The 19,049-nt window shown below is 65.0% G+C and carries 19 protein-coding genes; 4 read left to right on the top strand and 15 right to left on the bottom strand.

The window, feature by feature from the left end; genetic code table 11:
- The first annotated feature begins 29 nt into the window (after positions 1–29).
- Positions 30–632 carry a V-type ATP synthase subunit D gene (locus tag COW1_RS03175; protein ID WP_096366500.1) on the top strand — a complete coding sequence of 201 codons (603 nt, stop codon included), beginning with the start codon at positions 30–32 and terminating at the stop codon, positions 630–632.
- Positions 633–649: 17 nt separating this feature from the next.
- A complete protein-coding gene (locus COW1_RS03170) occupies positions 650–880 on the top strand; it encodes a DUF2835 domain-containing protein (RefSeq protein ID WP_201345406.1) in 231 nt (76 codons plus the stop codon).
- 93 nt (positions 881–973) lie between these two features.
- On the opposite strand, the gene COW1_RS03165 is transcribed toward COW1_RS03170, so the two are convergent.
- Positions 974–1,510, bottom strand: coding sequence for a 2OG-Fe(II) oxygenase (locus COW1_RS03165; RefSeq protein ID WP_201345405.1), 537 nt, complete (start codon positions 1,508–1,510; stop codon positions 974–976).
- A 159-nt stretch (positions 1,511–1,669) separates the two neighbouring features.
- Here COW1_RS03165 and COW1_RS03160 point away from each other — a divergent pair, with 159 nt between their 5' ends.
- Positions 1,670–2,080 carry an HIT domain-containing protein gene (locus tag COW1_RS03160; protein ID WP_201345404.1) on the top strand — a complete coding sequence of 137 codons (411 nt, stop codon included), beginning with the start codon at positions 1,670–1,672 and terminating at the stop codon, positions 2,078–2,080.
- A gap of 74 nt (positions 2,081–2,154) precedes the next feature.
- On the opposite strand, the gene COW1_RS03155 is transcribed toward COW1_RS03160, so the two are convergent.
- From COW1_RS03155 to alaC, 9 genes are all read right to left on the bottom strand, one after another.
- Positions 2,155–3,966 carry a sodium:proton antiporter gene (locus COW1_RS03155; protein ID WP_201345403.1) on the bottom strand — a complete coding sequence of 604 codons (1,812 nt, stop codon included), beginning with the start codon at positions 3,964–3,966 and terminating at the stop codon, positions 2,155–2,157.
- A 232-nt stretch (positions 3,967–4,198) separates the two neighbouring features.
- On the bottom strand, positions 4,199–4,801 hold the full coding sequence (locus tag COW1_RS03150; protein WP_096366505.1) for a DUF3365 domain-containing protein: 603 nt from the start codon (positions 4,799–4,801) through the stop codon (positions 4,199–4,201).
- A 101-nt stretch (positions 4,802–4,902) separates the two neighbouring features.
- Entirely contained in the window at positions 4,903–5,445 is a 543-nt protein-coding gene (locus tag COW1_RS03145; protein WP_201345402.1) for a DUF882 domain-containing protein, read from the bottom strand.
- Positions 5,446–5,565: 120 nt separating this feature from the next.
- A complete protein-coding gene (locus COW1_RS03140; protein ID WP_201345401.1) occupies positions 5,566–7,176 on the bottom strand; it encodes a murein L,D-transpeptidase in 1,611 nt (536 codons plus the stop codon).
- A 114-nt stretch (positions 7,177–7,290) separates the two neighbouring features.
- Positions 7,291–9,036 carry a single-stranded-DNA-specific exonuclease RecJ gene (gene recJ / locus COW1_RS03135; protein ID WP_201345400.1) on the bottom strand — a complete coding sequence of 582 codons (1,746 nt, stop codon included), beginning with the start codon at positions 9,034–9,036 and terminating at the stop codon, positions 7,291–7,293.
- Between the two features lie 274 nt (positions 9,037–9,310).
- Entirely contained in the window at positions 9,311–10,357 is a 1,047-nt protein-coding gene (locus COW1_RS03130; protein WP_201345399.1) for a hypothetical protein, read from the bottom strand.
- Positions 10,326–11,480: a threonine synthase gene (thrC, locus tag COW1_RS03125; RefSeq protein WP_201345398.1), complete on the bottom strand. Its 1,155-nt coding sequence runs from the start codon at positions 11,478–11,480 to the stop codon at positions 10,326–10,328. Before thrC ends, COW1_RS03130 begins: the two co-directional genes overlap by 32 nt.
- A 160-nt stretch (positions 11,481–11,640) precedes the next feature.
- The gene (locus COW1_RS03120; RefSeq protein WP_201345397.1) at positions 11,641–12,957 is read right to left on the bottom strand and encodes a homoserine dehydrogenase; all 1,317 of its coding nucleotides are present in this window, start codon (positions 12,955–12,957) and stop codon (positions 11,641–11,643) included.
- 206 nt (positions 12,958–13,163) lie between these two features.
- On the bottom strand, positions 13,164–14,363 hold the full coding sequence (gene alaC / locus COW1_RS03115; RefSeq protein ID WP_172844287.1) for an alanine transaminase: 1,200 nt from the start codon (positions 14,361–14,363) through the stop codon (positions 13,164–13,166).
- Positions 14,364–14,616: 253 nt separating this feature from the next.
- On the opposite strand from alaC, the gene COW1_RS03110 reads away from it, so the two are divergent.
- Positions 14,617–15,024, top strand: a complete 408-nt coding sequence (locus COW1_RS03110) for an Mth938-like domain-containing protein (RefSeq protein WP_157745597.1) — start codon at positions 14,617–14,619, stop codon at positions 15,022–15,024.
- Between the two features lie 183 nt (positions 15,025–15,207).
- Here the strand turns inward: COW1_RS03110 and rpoS are convergent, their stop codons facing one another.
- The 5 genes from rpoS to surE are packed head-to-tail and all read right to left on the bottom strand — an operon-like array spanning position 15,208 to position 18,980.
- Positions 15,208–16,179: an RNA polymerase sigma factor RpoS gene (gene rpoS, locus COW1_RS03105; RefSeq protein WP_096366514.1), complete on the bottom strand. Its 972-nt coding sequence runs from the start codon at positions 16,177–16,179 to the stop codon at positions 15,208–15,210.
- A gap of 37 nt (positions 16,180–16,216) precedes the next feature.
- A complete protein-coding gene (locus COW1_RS03100) occupies positions 16,217–17,002 on the bottom strand; it encodes a peptidoglycan DD-metalloendopeptidase family protein (RefSeq protein ID WP_201345396.1) in 786 nt (261 codons plus the stop codon).
- On the bottom strand, positions 17,002–17,580 hold the full coding sequence (locus COW1_RS03095; RefSeq protein WP_096366516.1) for a YqaA family protein: 579 nt from the start codon (positions 17,578–17,580) through the stop codon (positions 17,002–17,004). The genes COW1_RS03100 and COW1_RS03095 overlap by 1 nt, the downstream gene beginning before the upstream one ends.
- Positions 17,580–18,236 (bottom strand): protein-L-isoaspartate(D-aspartate) O-methyltransferase, encoded by a 657-nt coding sequence (locus tag COW1_RS03090; protein ID WP_096366517.1) that lies wholly within the window; start codon positions 18,234–18,236, stop codon positions 17,580–17,582. The genes COW1_RS03095 and COW1_RS03090 overlap by 1 nt, the downstream gene beginning before the upstream one ends.
- Positions 18,237–18,980 carry a 5'/3'-nucleotidase SurE gene (surE, locus tag COW1_RS03085; RefSeq protein WP_096366518.1) on the bottom strand — a complete coding sequence of 248 codons (744 nt, stop codon included), beginning with the start codon at positions 18,978–18,980 and terminating at the stop codon, positions 18,237–18,239. It abuts the gene before it with no gap.
- Positions 18,981–19,049: the final 69 nt, after the last annotated feature.

Here is a 19,049-nt window from a genome sequence, read left to right as displayed (position 1 = left end):
CTTTCTGCTGCGACGTACGGCGGTAGGAAATGGAGACTTCTGCCACCACCCACGCCGATCTGCTGGAGCTGCGCGACGAGCGCGGCGTAATGCAGGAGGGTTTCCATTTCCTGGACGAAAAGCGCTTGATGCTGGCGACGGAATGCCTGCGCGAGCTCAACGAACTGGAGACGCTCGAGATTGACGCCGTGGCCGGCCGTGAGCGGGTGCGCGAGGCGCTGCGCGCCCTGGTACGCGAACAGGGCCTGGCCGGCAGCCGCACCCTGCCCGCGTTGCTGCAACTGACGACCGACTTTCACTTTCTGCGCCGCAACTTTCTCGGCACCCGCGTGCTCAGCGGTGATCCGGGTCTGTTGGAGGAACCGGTCAGGCAGCTGTCGCGTGAGGCCCCGGGACGCGACTGCGCCGAGGCCGTGGTCGAATGGCTGCGTCGGCTGGCACGCATGGCGGTCCTGACGCATAATCTGACGGCATTGGTGGCCGACTACCGGCGCACCGAGCGTCGCGCACGGGCCATCGAGGATGTACTGCTGCCCGAAAACGAACAACGCATCCATGAGCTGGAGGACCGGCTCGAGGACGTCGACCAGGAAGAGGCCATCCGCGTGCGCCTGTCCCAGTCGACCGACTGAAACTGTCGCACAAGCACATGAACACCCAACGCCTGCGCATTCGTCTGACGCTGTCCGCCGACGAGGTACTGCGCTACTACCGCGGCGAGGTCGACAGCGTCCTGGCCTGGACCCCGGACGGGATTTCGGTGCGCTTTCCGGTGGAGGCCCTGCGCCCCCATGTGCTGCGGAACGGGGTACAGGGCTGGTTCGAGCTGGAGTTCGACGGCAACCGGAAGTTCGTCGCCCTGCATCGCATATCGGACTGATTCCTCAGTATCGTAGGTTGGGTCAGGCGCGCAGCGCCGTAACCCAACAGGTTGCAGCCGCGATTTGTCGGGTTACGCTGCGGCTGACCCGACCTACGCAGTACGCCCCACATTGATCCCGATCGACAGTCGGCTGTCGCCGGAAAGGTTCGGTGTCACCCAGTGCAGCGCATCGGGCGCAAACAACACCATCCGCCCGGCCCGCGGCCGCACCAGCAGGCGCTGTCCTCCCTCCTCCACCACCAGGCAGCCGGCGTTGTCCGGCACCTGGACATAGTAGACGCAGGAGACCAGTTCATCGTCGTCGTCATGGGTGTGCGGCAGGGTACGGCCGCCCGGCGGCGTGTCATTGAACCAGAAACCGGCCCGATAATCGCCGGGGACACCGCCATGCAGACGCGCAGTCACGGCGCAGGCCGCCCGCAGCACCGGCTCGATCGCCGGCAGGCGTTCGCGTCCGATATAGATGTTCTCGTAGCGCCCCGCGAAGAAATGGCTGCGTCGCTCCGCGCCGGCGGCGAGCTGATCATGATAGGCCGGCAGCAGTTCGCGGTTCAGGGCCGCGGCCCCGGGCAGATCCAGTACCTTCACAGGCGGGCAGTCGCGAAGCTCGATCGGAGATGGCATCATGTATAAAGCTTGATTCATACAGAATGCAGGTCGGGTTAGCGCAGCGTAACCCGACACTTGCCGGCGGATGTCGGGTTACGCCTTGCAGGCTGACCCAACCTGCGTCATTACCATCCGGTTTCCGCCAGGATGAGGTGTATAAGGAGCCAGAATTCTACCATGACCCGACTCCATCCCCGCCTGGAACAGGACTGTCACTACGTCAGCCGCCTGGATCTGTGCCACCTGCTGCTGATGAATGACAGCAATTATCCCTGGTGCATCCTCGTTCCCGACCGGGAGGACATCAGCGAGATCCATCAGCTGGAGGAAGCCGACCAGCAGCAGCTGATCCGCGAGTCCTCGCGCCTGGCCCGCGGCCTGACACGGCTGTACCGGCCGGACAAGCTCAACATCGCTGCCATCGGCAACCTGGTACCGCAGCTGCATCTGCATCACGTGGTACGTTATATCGGCGATCCGGCCTGGCCGAAGCCGGTGTGGGGCCATGCCCCCGCCCGTCCCTACACGACTGAAGCGGCGGACGAGGCCGTTGCACGTCTGCAGGAGGCCCTCGCCCGGTCTGTGTAGGATGGGTGGAGACGCATCGTGCCGCAACCCATCACCGGAACGGGTACGATGGGTTGCGCTGCGCTCCACCCATCCTACGCCTGCGCTTCCGTTTTCACCTTCTCTTCCTCCGACCTGACCAGAGTCAGCAGCGTCCACCCCGGTCCGAACTCCAGATCCCTGTCCTCGACGATCACGCGCAGCCTGCCGCGCGGATCGATGGCGAACAGCAGGATGCCCTTGTCGAAGTATTTTTCGTAATAGGCATCGAAATCGAAACTCTCGCTCAGCCTGGTCTCGTGCATCTCGGCGCCGAGGCTGATCCACTCGGCCAGATGCTGGTAGGTCAGTTCCCTGCTGAAGGCGATGTACCCCGCCTCGGGTTTGTCCTGTGCCTTCTCGCCCTCTTCCCTGCTGAGCAGCGTATAGAGATTCCCTTCGCCGAATTCACGTCGATAGCGCACCACCGCCAGTGCATTGACCTCGCGCTGAGGTGACAATGCCAGCAGCCGGCCCAGTCCGACCAGGTCCAGTCGCCGGTCGGCATCCTGGGACACCGGGTGACCGTAGAAGGTCTTCAAACCATGCATGCGTGCAGTGCGCACATAGGACCAGTTGGTATCGCACAGCAGACAATCATAGTCATGCTTGACCAGGCTCTCGGCCAGGGTGCGCGCCACCGGGTTGGCGCCGACGATGAGAAAACCGCTGGGTTCGGGCTCGGCCACCTTCAGCGCCCGCGCCAGCAGCCCCGCGGTCGCGCTCTGCAGCACCACAGTACCGATGATCACGATGAAGGTCAGCGGCACCAGCAATTCGGCGGCCGCATACCCCTGCTGCTGCAGTTGCAGTGAGAAGATCGCCGCCACGGCCGCAGCCACGATGCCGCGCGGGGCGATCCACGACAGCAGCGCACGCTCGCGCCAGTTCAGATTGGAACCGAAGGCCGCCACCATCACCTTGAGCGGCCGGGCCACGAACTGCAGAACGGCGAGTACCGCCAGTGCCGGCCAGCCGAGCGCCTGGATCTGGCCCAGATCGAGTCGCGCGGCGAGCAGGATGAACAGCCCGGAGATCAACAATACGCTCAGGCTTTCCTTGAAATTGAGGATATGCTCGATGTTCAGGTCCTTGCGGTTGGCCAACCAGATGCCCATGACCGTCACGCTGAGCAGCCCGGACTCGGCCATCAGGGTATCGGAGGCGGCGAACACCACGAACACCAGTACCAGGGCCGCGACGTTATGCAGATACTCCGGCATCAGGTGCCGACGCAGGATCTGCTCCAGGGCGAAGCCGCCGCCACCGCCCACCAGCACTCCGATCAATATGGTCTTGGCGAACTGCAGCAGGGTATGTTCCAGCGCCTGACTGCCCTGGCCGGAGATGATGAATTCGAACACCAGCACCGCCAGCAGCGCGCCCAGCGGGTCGATGACGATCCCCTCCCAGCGCAGGATGTTGCTGATGCGGCTGTTGGGCCGCACGGTACGCAGCATGGGCACGATCACGGTCGGACCGGTCACCACCATGATGGCGCCGAACAGGATCGCGAGTTCCAGGGGAAAGGCAAGCAGATAATGAGTGGCCAGGCTGACCACGGCCCAGGTGACCAGCACCCCGCTGCTGACCATGCGTCGCACCACCGTCTCCAGCCCGGCGATCTCGCGAAAGCGCAGCGTGAGCGCCCCCTCGAACAGGATCACACCGACCGACAGGGAGATGATGGGAAACAGCAATTCGCCGAACAGGGCATCCGGGTTCAGCCAGCCGGTCACCGGGCCGGCAACGATACCGGAGAGCAGCAGGAACAGGATCGCCGGCAGCTTGACCCACCAGGCGAACCACTGACACAGGATGGCCAGCAGGCCGATCAGCGCCAGGGTCAGGAGGATATCGGTATGCATGCAGCTGCGGCTTTTCTATGGTTTAGGCTGCAGTCTATGCAATACCCATCGAAGGGACAAGATTGAACTCTGAACGGGCAGCCCCGTATTGCATCCTGATAAACCGGATTTCACTATATCCGTCATCCCCGCGCAGGCTGTAGGTCGGGTTAGCGCAGCGTAACCCGACATGCCATGAGTGCGTCGGGTTACGCCTTTCAGGCTAACCCGACCTACATCACTGCATGGAACCTCAGCTGTCCTCGGCCGGCAGCGGCTGCTTGATGCTGACCGCGCCGCGCACCTGGCCGGCGCTGTAGCCGACAGCCTGGTCATGGGGATAGGCCGATTCGATGGCCTGCCTGACATCGGCCGGCATCTGCTCGCGCTCGCCATGGCAGGTCAGGCATACCGGCTTGGTGCCGATGGCCTTCATGTAGCGGAAGTAGCGCTGGCCGTCGGCCTCGGTCACGACTTCGGTGAATTCGAGCTCAGCCGGTTTTCTGCCCGCCTCGACCTGATGGTGAAACTCTTCCAGTACCCCGGCCTCCCAGTCGTCGGCCATGCCCAGCATGGGGTTGCGCACGCGGTCGCTGACCCGGGTGACCCGCCAGCCGTTGCGGCGCGACAATTCGCCGGCGATCTGCGGCGCGACGTCGCGGCAGACGGTGATGGCCGCGGCCGGGCCGGCGGTCTTCATCTCCTGCTGCAGGGTCCCGCCCAGCTTCTGGATCAGTTCCATGGAGGCATTGCGCGCCGCTTCGGTGCGTGCGGCCTCATCCACCTCGGCCAGCACCGTACCGGAACCGGCAACAACAGCCGACAGCAGTACCGATTTCAGGATGGTTCCGTGCATGGTGATCTCCTTGATTGTTCAGACCTGGCAGCGAGTCTAGCCAACACTGGCCGTGGCGGACTTGGCCTGGATCAAGAATCACAACGATACCCGGAGATGGATTACCAGAAGCGCACCCGGCCGGTATCCAGGTGGATGAAATTGGATTTCGGATAATAGCCCACGCCGCCGGCCTGCATCGCCAGCGCCGCCTCGCGCAGCCTGGACAACTTCACGCCCGGCAGGCGGACATCGATGGCGCGGCCCTGCATGTGCAGGCTGCGCTTGGCCACGCCGTTGCTGTGGCTGCTCAGCATGGCGTTGGTGGCAGGCGAGCGGTAACCGGAGATGACGTGGTAGGGACGTTCCACGCCCACCGAGCGCTGCAGTACATAGAGTTGATCGAGCAGGGCCGGGTCCATCTCCCAGACCTCGCCGCTGCGGTGATCGCGCAGCAGGTGATTCAGGTCGCTCAGGGCGGAACTGGCATAGTCGCCATCGCGCCAGTAAACCACCTCGGTGGACTCACCGGTGTGCAGATTGTGCAGGGCCAGTTCGCGTCGCGTCGGCGTTCCGATGCGTGCCAGTGCCGCCGGGCTGCTCAGGAGCGCACCCAGACCCGCGATATTCTTGATAAAACCTCGTCTATTCAGATGCTTGGTCATAAACAGTCCATCTTGTTCAATACTTTGTCCAGACACAGACATGCATTGCCCGTGCCAGAGCTCGAGCCCCAGTATACCGTCCCGGCAGAAAAATACCGGGAAGCCGCTCAGAAAATCGGGTTATCGGGCGGCAGATTCAGATTCCGCTTCCGCCTGCGCCGCCAGCCACTGCGCCATGCGCCGGTCCCGGCCATAGACATCATTGACGAAATTGGCCCGCCCGTCGTCATCGACCCAGACCGTCCAATACAACACATACACGGGCAGCGGTTCGGGCAGCCGGATGCTGCGGGTCTCCCTGCTTGCGATCACTTCGCGGATCGCGTCTGCGCTCCAGTCCTCCTCCGTCCCGGCGAGTACCCGCTCGGCCAGTGCGACCGGTTCCTCCACCCGGATGCAGCCCGAACTGAAGGTGCGCACGGTACGCTCGAACAGGTGCCGTGCCGGTGTATCGTGCAGGTAGACATCGAAACGGTTGGGCAGCATGAACTTGATCCGGCCCAGACTGTTCTGCGGCCCCGGGTCCTGGCGCAGGCGATAGGGAAACTGGGCCGGACGCACCCGCTGCCAGTCGATTTCGGCAGGATCGATCTCCCTGGCCTCCGGACTCCAGCCCTCCAGGATCCGGTAGCCGTTGGCGGCGAGATAGCCGGGATCGGCAATCTGCTGCGGAAGCAGGTCTTCGCGCATGTTGCGCTCGGGCACATTCCAGTAGGGATTGAACACCAGATAGCTCATGCGGCCGACAAAGGCCGGCGTCGAGCGGTAGGGCTTGCCGATGATCACCCGCATGTCCTGCGTGACCTGATCGTGCTCGACCAGCTGCAGTCGGAAACCGGCGATGTTGACCATGATGTGACGCGTACCCAGATCGTGCGGCAGCCAGCGCCAACGCTCCAGATTGAGCAGGATCTGCTGAATACGCTCGGTGGCTGTCACATTCAGCGCCTGCAGCGTATCCGGGCCGACGATGCCGTCGGGCTCGATGCCACGCAGCTGCTGGAACCTTTTCAGCGTCTGTTCCAGGTGGGAATCGAACAGGTATTCGTCGCCTTCCCAGTCCACCGGAAATCCCTCCAGCCACAACCGCTGGCGCAGCGTGGCCACGCGCAGGTCGCGCGCGCCCGGCCGCAGCAGCGGCCCGGGTTCCAGGGCCGGCCAACCGCCGCTTGCGGCCAGACCGCGATAGCGCACCAGCAGGTCCTGGAGCTGTCGGTATTCGGGGTGCGGCGGCGCCAGGGCGGCGAGCGTCGCTTCCAGGCGGGCGTTGTCCAGCACCCGGGCCAGCAACGCCTCGGCATCCAGGCTGTCCGGCTCGATGTGCCATGCCGGATCGATCAGCTGCGGGCGGTTGCGGCCGCTGTACAGATGTCGGGCATAGGCCAGAAAGGCATCGGTCAACAGGACATCGATCTGGACCAGGTCAGCCTCCGGCCTGCTCGGCAGCAGCGCCATCAGTTCATGCAGGTGATAATCGCTGACCGACAGGCCATGTTCGGGACTCTGCTCGAGGATCGCGATCAGTTGCTTCGCGGCCGGGACCGGTCGGCGTTCGAATATATCCCACCAGACCGGAAGGTAGCCGCGCTGGGAATAGAACCGCTGCAGCGCCTCCCAGTCCAGGCCACGGCAGGTCATCTGCGTCTCGGCACGGGTGACGAAGTGTTCGATTCCATTGCGCAGATCGACGCTGTCGGGACCGGCCGCGGCCGCCGGCCATGCCGTCAGCAACAGGGCGTATGCAAACAGACGGCGGAGAATATTGGGGAAAAACGGTTCAGACACGATTTTGAACGGTAATGGGATGATCCGATGACCCGGCTGCAGGGCGGGACCGCAGGCGGGTCACAGCGTTTCGATGTGCTCCACCACCAATTGTAAACTGCATTGGCCGCGAAAGGCATTACTGTCGGCCCGGTAGGCCAGATGCAGTTCCGCGCCCGCCTCCAGCACATGCTGCGCCGCCGCGTGAAAGGCGATGGCATCCAGGTTCCGGCCGGAGCGCGGTTCGCGCAGCTGCAGCTTGAGGTGATGCTCACCGACCACGCGCTGGCCGACCAGTTCGAAATCGCCGTCGAACACCGGTTCGGGGAAGGCCTGACCCCAGGGACCGGCGGCCCGCAGCAGTTCGGCGGTCTCCAGGCTGAGCTCGTCCGGGGCGAGTTCACCGTCGCTGTATACAATCCCGTGCAGGGCCTGTTCATCCAGGTGCCGGCGCACCTCGGCATCGAAGGCGGCCTTGAAGTCAGCCAGCGCGGCCTCGGCCAGGCTCAGGCCGGCGGCCATGGCGTGACCACCGAACTTGCGGATCAACTCCGGATGGCGCGCGGCAACGGCATCAAGCACATCGCGGATATGCAGTCCCGGCACCGAGCGGGCCGAGCCCTTGAGTTCATCCTCGCCGGCGCGCGCAAAGGCGATCACCGGACGGTGCCAGGCCTCCTTGACCCGCGCGGCCAGGATCCCGATCACGCCCTGGTGCCAATCGGGATTGTACAGGCAGACCCCGACCGGCAGTTCGGCCGCTTCGTCCAGGTGCAGTGCTTCCAGTTCGCGCAACGCCTCCTCTTTCATCTGCGTCTCGACCTCGCGCCGCTCGCGGTTCAGGCCGTCCAGGGTGGCGGCCAGGCTGCGCGCCTCGGCCATGGAGTCGGCCAGCAGGCAATCGATGCCGATGCGCATATCCTCCATGCGCCCGGCGGCATTGAGCCGGGGGCCGACGGCGAAGCCGAGGTCGGAAGCCACGCAGCGCCTCGGGTCGCGCCCGGCCGCCTGCAGCAGCGCGGTGATGCCCGGCACGCACTGGCCGGCACGGATGCGGCGCAGGCCCTGCTCGACCAGGATGCGATTGTTGTGATCCAGCGGCACCACATCGGCCACCGTGCCCAGCGCGACCAGATCCAGCAGCGCGGCCAGATTGGGCTCGTCGATCCCGCGTGCATTGAACCAGCCGGTCTCACGCAGCCGGGCCCGCAGAGCCGACAGGACATAGAAGGCCACCCCGACGCCGGCGAGGTGCTTGCTGGGGAAGGGGTCGCCCGGCAGGTTGGGATCGACGATGGCCTCGGCCGGCGGCAGCACTGCGCCCGGCAGGTGATGGTCGGTCACCAGCACCTGCACCCCGGCGGCCTGGGCAGCGGCCACCCCCTGGTGGCTGGAGACGCCGTTGTCCACCGTCATGATCAGATCGGGCCGGCGTTCAAGTGCGACGTCGACGATCTCGGGCGTGAGTCCGTAGCCGTACTCGAAGCGGTTGGGCACCAGGAACTCGACCTGACGCGCACCCAGGGCGCGCAGCGCCCGCACGCACAGGGCGCTGCTGGTCGCGCCGTCGGCATCGAAATCGCCGACGATCAGGATGCGGCTGTCGCCGGTCAGCGCATGCTCCAGCAGATCGACCGCCATAGCCAGCCCACCCAGCTGCTCCGGCCGGTGCAGACGTTTGAGCGCATGCTCCAGCTCTTCCGGACGGCTCACGCCACGCGCGGCATAGACGCGGCGCAGCACGGCCGGCAGGCTGTCGGGCAGCTCGGCGGGATCGACCTGCGGCTCGCGGCGGACGATGCGTTTGTGGCGGGACGGATGCGTCATGGACTCGATGTATATTGGTGATTCTCGTGATTGCGGGTACCCAGAGGGAATGACACTTAGTTAGCCGTCATTGCGAGCGCAGCGTGGCAATCTCATACTGCAGAATCAACCGGTTGGAGATTGCCACGGCGCTACGCGCCTCGCAATGACGAATAAATCATTGGTTCCTTAAGCCTGTAGGTCGGGTTAGCGCAGCGTAACCCGACAGGCCAGCCATGGGCGCGTCGGGTTACGCCTTCCAGGCTAACCCGACCTACATCACTGCGTCTGCTGGTCATTGCAGGTATGCGGAAAATCGCTTGTCGCGGCGCCAGAACCGGAAGCGATGCCGGCCTTGGTAGTGAAAAACCGCGCCGTTGCAGGGCAGCAGGCTGACCCGTTGCACTCTGCCTGAACGCACGGCGGCGAGCAGCGGCTGGAACCAGGCGGTCTCCAGTTCCATGACCGCCTGCGACCAATGTTCAAGATCCCGATAGGCCAGCGGCTGCAGCAGTCCCGTCAGGTGAATCCAGTGCTGTCCCGGCCCCACCGAAGCCAGCCAGTGGGCGGGATCGGCGGGCAGCGGCCGGGCGTTGACCGACAGGTGCCGGCCGATGCCCTGCACCAGCGGATCGTCGGCCCACAGGGTTCTGAACCCGGTCTGGCCATCGACAAGTTCGCCTTCGCCCCAGAGCCAGACGCCGTTGATCATGGGCCGGCCGGTCTGCTGGCGCTGCTGGTTCACCGGCTGCTGGAACAGCAGCATCTGCCATTCATTGAGCAGGGCGTGCCAGCGGGAGGAGTCGCGCCCTGCCGGCAGCAGGGGATCGATGTCACGGCCGCGGGCATGCGGCAACGGGGTCGTGGTGATGCCGGCTGCGGCCGGCAGATGCAGGTACCAGTGCTCCGGCGTCACGCATTCCAGCCGCATACCGCTGTCCGCCTCGAAGGCGTTGAAGGCAGCGCACAGGGCCCGCGCTTCCCCGGCAGTGACATTCAGATCGGCATCGAACAGAAGCACCCGGTCCTGGTCGGCGCGCAGATGCACCGGATCGGCGCACAGCAATTCACCCGGACCGCCCATGCCGCCGGTCTCGCCGAGGTAGCGCAGCCGGGCCGCGGGCAGCGCGCCGCGCGGATAGCCGCCGAGTCCGGCCAGCGCCTCGAATGCATCACGCGGCCCGCGGCCGCGATCGGCGCGGGACAGCAGACGGCTCAGCGCCGGTACCGCGGGCAGGTCGATCTGCGCCGGGTCGAGGCCGGCCAGCGGCCCCAGAAGGCCGGGAATGCACAGGCTCAGCTCGATCAGTTCAATTGCCTTCCATCCCCTTGAGGATGGCATCGCGCACCGCGTCCAGGGTGGCATCGATGGTCAGCATGGTCCCGTCGGCCCGGCACTGGCTGATGGCGGTATCCGGATCCTTCAGACCGTTGCCGGTCAGGGTGCAGACGATGGAACTGCCCTCGGGGATCTTCCCGTTCTTCACGTCGCGCAGCGCGCCGGCCAGCGAGGCGGCCGAGGCCGGTTCGCAGAACACGCCCTCGTTCTGCGCCAGCAGCTTCTGCGCGGCCAGGATCTCCTCATCGGTGCATTCGTCGAACCAGCCGCCGGACTCCTCCTTGACCTTCCAGGCCTGGTCCCAGGACTGGGGATGGCCGATGCGGATGGCCGTGGCCACGGTATCGGGATCGTCCACCATGGCGCCGCGCATGAAGGGCGCGCTGCCCGCGGCCTGGTAACCGATCATCTTCGGCCGGTTGCCGACGATGGCGCCGCCGGCGTAGCTGCAGTGACCCTTGCAGAAGGTGCAGGCCTCGGTCACGTGATCGCCCGAGCCGGAGGAGTACTCGCAGTAGCCGATCCAGTGGGCGGTGATGTTGCCGGCATTGCCCACTGGCAGACAGTGATAATCCGGGGCCCGACCCAGTTCCTCGACGATCTCGAAGGCGGCCGTCTTCTGGCCCTGCAGGCGGTAGGGGTTGATGGAGTTAACGATGGTCACCGGCGCGGCCTCGGCCACCTCCTTGACCAGACGCATGCCGGCATCGAAGTTGCCGCGGATCTGCAGCACCACCGCACCGTGCATCATGGCCTGGGCCAGTTTGCCCATGGCGATCTTGCCCTCGGGAATGAGCACGAAGGCGGTGATGCCGGCGCGCGCGGCATAGGCCGCGGCGGCCGCCGAGGTGTTGCCGGTGGAGGCGCAGATGATGGCCTTGCTGCCCTCCTCCACCGCGCGCGTGACCGCCATGGTCATGCCGCGGTCCTTGAACGAACCGGTCGGGTTCAGGCCCTCGAACTTGACATAGATGTCGACTTCCCTGCCGATGATGCGCGGGATGTTGTTCAGCCGGATCAGCGGCGTGTTGCCCTCGCCCAGGCTGATGATGCGGGTGTCGTCATGGACGGGCAGCCGGTCGCGGTACTTGTCGATCAGACCGGTGTAGCGGGTACGGAATGGCATGGTGGGCCCTCGGTTTGATGTATATAAAACTGAACCACGTAGGTCGGGTAAGCGCAGCGTAACCCGACATGCCCGGCGGACTGCGTCGGGTTACGCCCTGCCGGGCTAACCCGACCTACGCCACTTGGCGCCTTGGCGGTTCAAGAATATTCAAATCAGTTCAACTCGCATCCAGATGCTCGAGGCGGATGCGGGTAACCTTGTCCTCGATGTGCTCCAGCGCCTCGATGGCGGCGATGGCCTCGTTCATCGCCCCCTCGGTGACCCGGTGGGTTAGGATGATCACCGGCACCCGGGTCGCGCCTTCGACCGGCTCCTTCTGCAGGATGGCCTCGATGCTGATTTCGCGCTGGGCCAGGATGCGGGTGACATCGCTGAGCACGCCCGGCTTGTCCTGGGCGCACAGGCGCAGGTAATAGGCCGTCTCCACTGCCTCCATGGGCAGGATGGGCGTATCCGACAATGCATCGGGCTGGAAGGCCAGGTGCGGCACCCGGTTCTCGGGATCGGCGGTCAGCACCCGGGTGACATCGACGATGTCGGCCACCACGGCCGAGGCGGTCGGCTCGGCGCCGGCGCCGGCGCCATAGTACAGGGTGGGGCCGACGGCATCACCCTTGACCAGGACGGCGTTCATCACGCCGTCGACATTGGCGATCAGGCGCCGCTCCGGGATCAGGGTGGGATGCACCCGCAGTTCGATGCCGTCCGGGGTGCGGCGGGAAAAGCCCAGGTGCTTGATGCGGTAGCCGAGTTCGCCGGCATAGGCCACATCGTCGCGGGTGATGTTGCTGATGCCCTCGGTGTAGGTGCGGTCGAACTGCAGCGGCACGCCGAAGGCGATGGAGGCCAGGATGGTCAGCTTGTGCGCGGCGTCGATGCCCTCCACGTCGAAGGTCGGATCGGCCTCGGCATAGCCCAGCGCCTGGGCCTCGGCCAGCACGTCGGCGAACTCGCGGCCCTTGTCGCGCATCTCGGTGAGGATGAAGTTGCCGGTGCCGTTGATGATGCCGGCCAGCCACTCGATCTGGTTGGCGGCCAGGCCCTCGCGCACCGCCTTGATGATGGGGATGCCGCCGCCGACCGCGGCCTCGAAGGCCACCATCACGCCCTTGTCCTGGGCCGCCTGGAAGATCTCGTTGCCATGCAGGGCGATCAGCGCCTTGTTGGCGGTGACCACGTGCTTGCCGTTCCCGATCGCCCTGAGCACCAGTTCCTTGGCCGGAGAATAACCGCCGATCAACTCGACGATGATGTCGATCTCCGGGTCGTCGACCACCTTGAAGGCGTCGTCGGAAACCTGAATGCCCTCGATGCCGGGCAGACGCGCCGGGTCGTATTCGCGCGCCGCAGCGTGCACGATCTCGATGCCGCGGCCGGCACGGCGCGCGATCTCCGCGGCGTTGCGTCGCAGCACGTTGAAGGTGCCGCCGCCGACGGTACCCAGGCCCAGCAGGCCGACCTTGACCGGTTTCACTTCAGTTCACTCCTTGTTGTCTTGAATGGCCACGGAATACACGGAAGAACACGGAAAAATGCAGGTCAAAGGGCATAAAAATAGACAAAAATCGTCATCCCGGCATGCGCCGGAATGACGGGAAAACTGTCAGGCATTGATGTTTCAATGCATCATGCTCTTTCCGTGTTTTTCCGTGTATTCCGTGGCCATGATCATGTTCGCACTCATCCCGCCGAAGCCTTTTTCTGGTCCCGCCGGAACATGTCGCGGATGCCGCGCACCGCCTGACGAGTGCGGTGTTCGTTCTCGATCAGGCCGAAGCGGACATAGTCGTCACCGTAGTCGCCGAAGCCGATGCCCGGCGAGACGGCCACCCTGGCCTCGGCCAGCAGTTTCTTGGAGAACTCCAGCGAGCCCAGATGCCGGTACTGTTCGGGAATGGGCGCCCAGACGAACATGGTTCCCTTCGGCTTCTCCACTTCCCAGCCCAGGGCGTTGAGGCCGTCGCACAGCACGTCGCGGCGCTTGCGGTAGAGTTCGCGAATCTCCTCGACACAGTCCTGCGGCCCTTCCAGGGCGCTGATCGCCGCCACCTGGATGGGCGTGAACATGCCGTAATCGAGATAGGATTTCATCCGCGCCAGCGCGGCGACCAGGGTCTCGTTGCCGCACATGAAACCGACCCGCCAGCCGGGCATGTTGTAGCTCTTGGACAGGGAGAAGAACTCCACCGCCACCTCGCGCGCCCCCGGCACCTGCAGGATGGACGGTGCGGTGTAGCCGTCGAACACCAGGTCGGCATAGGCCAGGTCCTGCACCACCCAGATCTGGTGTTCGCGGGCGATGGCCACCACCCGTTCGAAGAACTCCAGGTCCACGCACTGGGTGGTCGGGTTGCCGGGGAAGTTCAGCACCAGCATCTTGGGCTTGGGCCAGGAATCCTTGATCGCCTTCTCAAGTTCGACGAAGAAGTCGATGTGCGGCACCAGCGGCACATGACGGATATCGGCGCCGGCGATGACGAAGCCGTAGGGATGAATGGGATAGGCCGGGTTGGGCACCAGCACCGCATCGCCCGGCCCCACCGTGGCCAGGGCCAGATGCGCCAGGCCCTCCTTGGAACCGATGGTGACGATGGCCTCGGTCTCGGGATCCAGATCCACGTCGTAGCGCTGCTTGTACCAGCGGCAGATGGCCCGGCGCAGCCGCGGGATACCGCGCGAAAGCGAATAACGGTGGGTGTCCCGGCGCTGGGCGGCCTCGACCAGCTTGGCGACGATGTGATCCGGCGTGGGCTGATCGGGATTGCCCATGCCGAAGTCGATGATGTCCTCCCCCCGCGCTCGCGCCTTTGCCTTCAACTCGTTGACAATATTGAAAACATAGGGAGGAAGGCGTTTGATGCGCTGAAATTCGTCCAACAAGGCTGGGTACCCGAGTCTGTGTGCTGCCGGTTTATGAAATCGAACGCTGCAATTTACTTAAATTGCGCCGGATATACAAGAGAGACAACACACAGATCCAAAACTAGCTTACTGAATTTTATAAGGTTATACGCATGCCGCGGATTGAGCCCCGTAGGTCGGGTTAGCCCGGCAGGGCGTAACCCGACGTGATCCACACAGACATGTCGGGTTACGCTGCGCTAACCCGACCTACGCATACCGGGACGCCGTCTTGCACCCGGGTGCCGCGGGCGACTATCTTGTGTCCATGCACTTCGCCCAGGACACCAATACCGGCAGCTACGCCATCCGCGGCTATGGCCCCGGCGAGATCCGGATCAACGAGGATGTCTACCGGGAAAGCCTCATCATCTCGGCCACCCGGCTGAGCACCGACTGGCCGCCCGAGACCATGGCCGAGTTGCAGCTGGAGCACATCGATGTCCTGCTCGGAATGGAACCCGAGATCCTGGTGCTGGGCACGGGAGCGAGCCTGCGGTTTCCGCAAGCGGCCATCATGCACCGGGTCCAGGCCGCCGGGGTGGGGTTGGAGGTGATGGACACCGCCGCGGCCTGCCGCACCTTTGCCGTGCTGGCCTCGGAGGACCGCAATGTGGTGGCGGCGTTGATGATGATCTGAGCGCAAACCTTATACGCATGGGGGAAGCGGACGTAGGTCGGGTTAGCCTGAAAGGCGTAACCCGACAGGATTCGCGCTGTATTGTAGGGTTACGCTGCGCTAACCCGACCTACATTTCTGCTTCTTCTGGATCCCGGCGTGCGCCGGGATGACGAAAGGGAAATTATTCAGGGATTACCTGATTCATCGCAACAGCGCATCATGGGAGAAGCCCTCGCTCTCCAGTATCTCGCGCAGACGCCTGAGCGCATCCATCTGGATCTGACGCACCCGTTCACGGGTCACGCCGATCTCCCTTCCCACTTCCTCCAGGGTACAGGTCTTGTGGCCGTGCAGGCCGAAGCGGCGCTCCACCACATCGCGCTGCTTGGGGTTGAGTTGATCCAGCCAGAAGTCCAGATTGTCGTGGACGTCATCATCGGCCAGCAGGTCGGAGGGGTCGGGGTTGTTCTCGTCCGGCAGGGCATCGAGCAGCGAGCGATGCGAGTCGCCGCCGATGGGTGAGTCCATCGAGGCAGTCTTCTCGTTCAGCCCCAGCAGGCGCTCGACGTCCTCGAGCGGCTTGTCCAGCAACTCGGCGATCTCTTCGGGCGAGGGTTCATGGTCGAGTTTCTGCGCCAGCTTGCGCGCCGCACGCAGATAGACGTTGATCTCCTTGACGATGTGAATCGGCAGACGCACGGTGCGGGTCTGGTTCATCAGCGCCCGCTCGATGGTCTGGCGGATCCACCAGGTGGCATAGGTGGAGAAACGGAAGCCGCGCTCGGGATCGAACTTCTCCACCGCGCGGATCAGGCCCAGATTGCCCTCCTCGATCAGATCCAGCAGGGCCAGGCCGCGGTTCATGTAGCGCCGGGCGATCTTGACCACCAGCCGCAGGTTGCTCTCGATCATCCGCTGGCGGCCGGACTCGTCGCCGCGCTGGGCCAGGCGTGAATAGTAGACCTCTTCCTCGGCCGTCAGTAGCGGCGCGAAGCCGATCTCGTTCAGGTACAGCCGGGTGGCATCGATCTGGTGATCCGGCACGGCACCGGCCTCGAACACGACCTCCTCTTCGGCTGCGGGCTGTTCAAGTTCGGGGTCTTCGTCGTTGTCTTCGAGTTGTGCGGCCTGGATGCCGCTGGCGGAAATGTCGACCTTCGGATTCTTTGCCATGGGATTCCCCTCGCTTCATTATCCCGGCAAGACTGCATCAGTGGCGACGCGGCAGGTACTGCAGCGGATCCACCGGCTTGCCTTTACGGCGGATCTCGAAGTGCAGCTGGGTCCGGCTGGTCCCACTGCTGCCCATCAGGGCCAGCACCTGCCCGGCCTTGACCACATCGCCCTCGCTGACCAGCAGCTTGTCGTTGTGACCATAGGCACTGAGATAATCCTCGCTGTGCTTCACGATGATAAGCCTGCCATAACCGACAAGTCCACTGCCGCTGTAGACGATTCTTCCCGCCGCCGCCGCGCGGATTTTTTCGCCTTTTTCCCCACTTATTGTAATGCCTTTCTTGCCGGGCGAGTTCGGGTCGAACGGGCGCAGGATCCGGCCCTGCACCGGCCAGCGCCAGGTGCTGACCCGATCCGGATAGCTGTAACGGTCAGGGGCGGTCGTCGGGGCGCGCGGGGCGGGGCTGGAACGGACCCGGATATCCCGTTCGGGGGCGGGGGCCGGGCGCGATGCCGGAGCCGGTGCCGGCCGGGAATCTGCCCGGGCCGAGGGCGCGGCCGGGCGCAGCCGCAGCCTCTGATTCACATAGATGGTGTAGGGCGAACCGATGCCGTTCCAGCTGGCCAGCTGCTGGTAGTCCAGGCCGTATTTCCAGGCAATGGAATACAGGCTCTCGCCGCGCTCAACGCTGTGGTAGGACGGCCGGTCAAGATCGGGCTCGCCGCGTACACCGACCGGGGCCAGCGCACGCCCGCCGCACCCGCCCAGCAGGACCGCCAGCAGCAGCAACCGGACGAACTGCGACAGCACCCGCCGCATCAGCCCCTCAGCAACAGATAGGCCACCACCCCGCCGCCGATCACCAGCCAGCCCAGGGCCTCGACATAGCGGTGCAGGGCCGCCTCCAGCCGCGGCCCGCCCCAGGCCAGCAGACCGGCCACCAGAAAGAAGCGCGCTCCGCGCCCCACGGCCGAGGCGATGATAAAAGGAAACAGCGCCATGGACAGGCTGCCGGCGGCGATGGTGAAGATCTTGTAGGGAATGGGCGAGAAGCCGGCGATGAACACCGTCCAGAACCCCCACTCGGCGAACCAGTCACGGGCATGCAGATACTTGTCCCAGTAGCCGGCCTCGTGCAGCAGCGGCTCGACCAGTTCGAAGGCGAACACGCCGATGGCGTAACCGAGGATGCCGCCGAGCACCGAGGCCAGTGTGGTCAGCCCGGCGTAGTGCCAGGCCCGGTCGGGACGGGCCAGGCTCATGGGGGCGAGCATCACGTCCGGCGGGATGGGGAAGAAGGACGATTCGGCGAAGCTCAGCCCGGCCAGGTAACGCTCGGCATGCGGATGCCGCGACCAGCGCATCACCCGCGTATACAGGCCGCCGAACAGGCGCATCAGCCCAGCCCCCCCAGCAGCGGCACGAAGCTGACCAGTTCCAGGTTCTCCTGCTCGCAGACATTGCCGCGGCGGGTGATCACCGCCAGGCGTTGCTCGCGGGCGCTGCCGATGGGTGCGACCATGCGTCCGCCGTCGGCCAGCTGCTCCAGCAGGGCGGTCGGGATCTGCTCCGGGGCGGCGGTGAGCAGGATGGCGTCGAACGGCCCCTTGGAGGCCCAGCCGATGCTGCCGTCGCTGTGCTTGAGCTGGACATTGTGCAGCCCCAGACTGCGCAGGCGCTGGCGCACCTGGCGCAGCAGCGGATCGATCCGCTCGACCGTGAATACCTTCTCCACCAGCTGGGCCAGGATGGCGGCCTGGTAGCCCGAGCCGGTGCCCACCTCCAGCACCGTCTTCGGATTGCCCTTCATGATCTCCTCGGTCATGCGCGCGACAATGTAGGGCTGGGAGATGGTCTGGCCGTAACCGATGGGCAGGGCCGTGTCCTCGTAGGCGCGGCTGGACAGCGCCTCGTCCACGAACAGGTGGCGCGGCGTCTTGCGCATGACCTCCAGTACCGCCGGGTTGCTGATACCCTTGTCCTTGAGCCGCTGCACCAGCCGGTCGCGCGTGCGCTGCGAGGTCATGCCGATGCCGTCGTACTGTTTGCGCATCTACTGCTCCAGCCAGCCTGCCACCTTGTCCAGGGCGTCGTAGCGGGTCAGATCCACCTGGATCGGGGTGATCGAGACCGCGTGGTGACGCACGGCATGAAAATCGGTGCCCTGCCCCGCGTCCTGCTCGGCCCCGGCCGGGCCGACCCAGTAGATCGGCCGGCCGCGTGGATCCTCCATGCGGATGACCGGCTCGGACTTGTGGCGATGGCCGAGCCGGGTGGCCTGGAAGCCGGTCAGATCCTCCCAGGGCACATCCGGCACATTCACGTTGAGGATGGTATCGGCCGGCAGCGGGTCGCGCTGCAGCTTGTCCACCAGCCAGCGCGCCACCCGGGCGGCGGTGTCGAAGAACTGGGGCTGGGCGGCCACGCAGGAGACCGCAATCGCGGGCAATCCCAGAAAACGGCCCTCCATGGCCGCCGCGACGGTGCCGGAGTAGAGCACGTCGTCGCCCATGTTGGCGCCGGCGTTGATGCCCGAGACCACGATATCCGGTTCCTGCTCCACCAGGCCGGTGATGGCCAGGTGCACGCAGTCGGTGGGGGTGCCATCGACGCTGTAGAAGCCGTTGTCCTGGCGGGTCATGCGCAGGGGGCTGTCCAGGGTGAGGGAGTTGGAGGCGCCGCTGCGGTTGCGGTCGGGGGCGACCACGGTGATGTCCCCCAGCGGGCGCAGGGCCTCGGCCAGGGCCGCCAGGCCCGGGGCATGATAGCCGTCGTCGTTGCTGAGAAGCAGGTGCATAGAGTGATTCGAAAAAGTCGCGTTGTACCAGAATGAAATCATACTGGAAGCCCGGCGACCTGTCGCATG

This window comes from Thiohalobacter sp. COW1 (assembly GCF_016629505.1).
GTDB lineage: Bacteria > Pseudomonadota > Gammaproteobacteria > Thiohalobacterales > Thiohalobacteraceae > Thiohalobacter > Thiohalobacter thiocyanaticus_A.
This window is presented reverse-complemented; position numbering and strand designations above follow the sequence as displayed.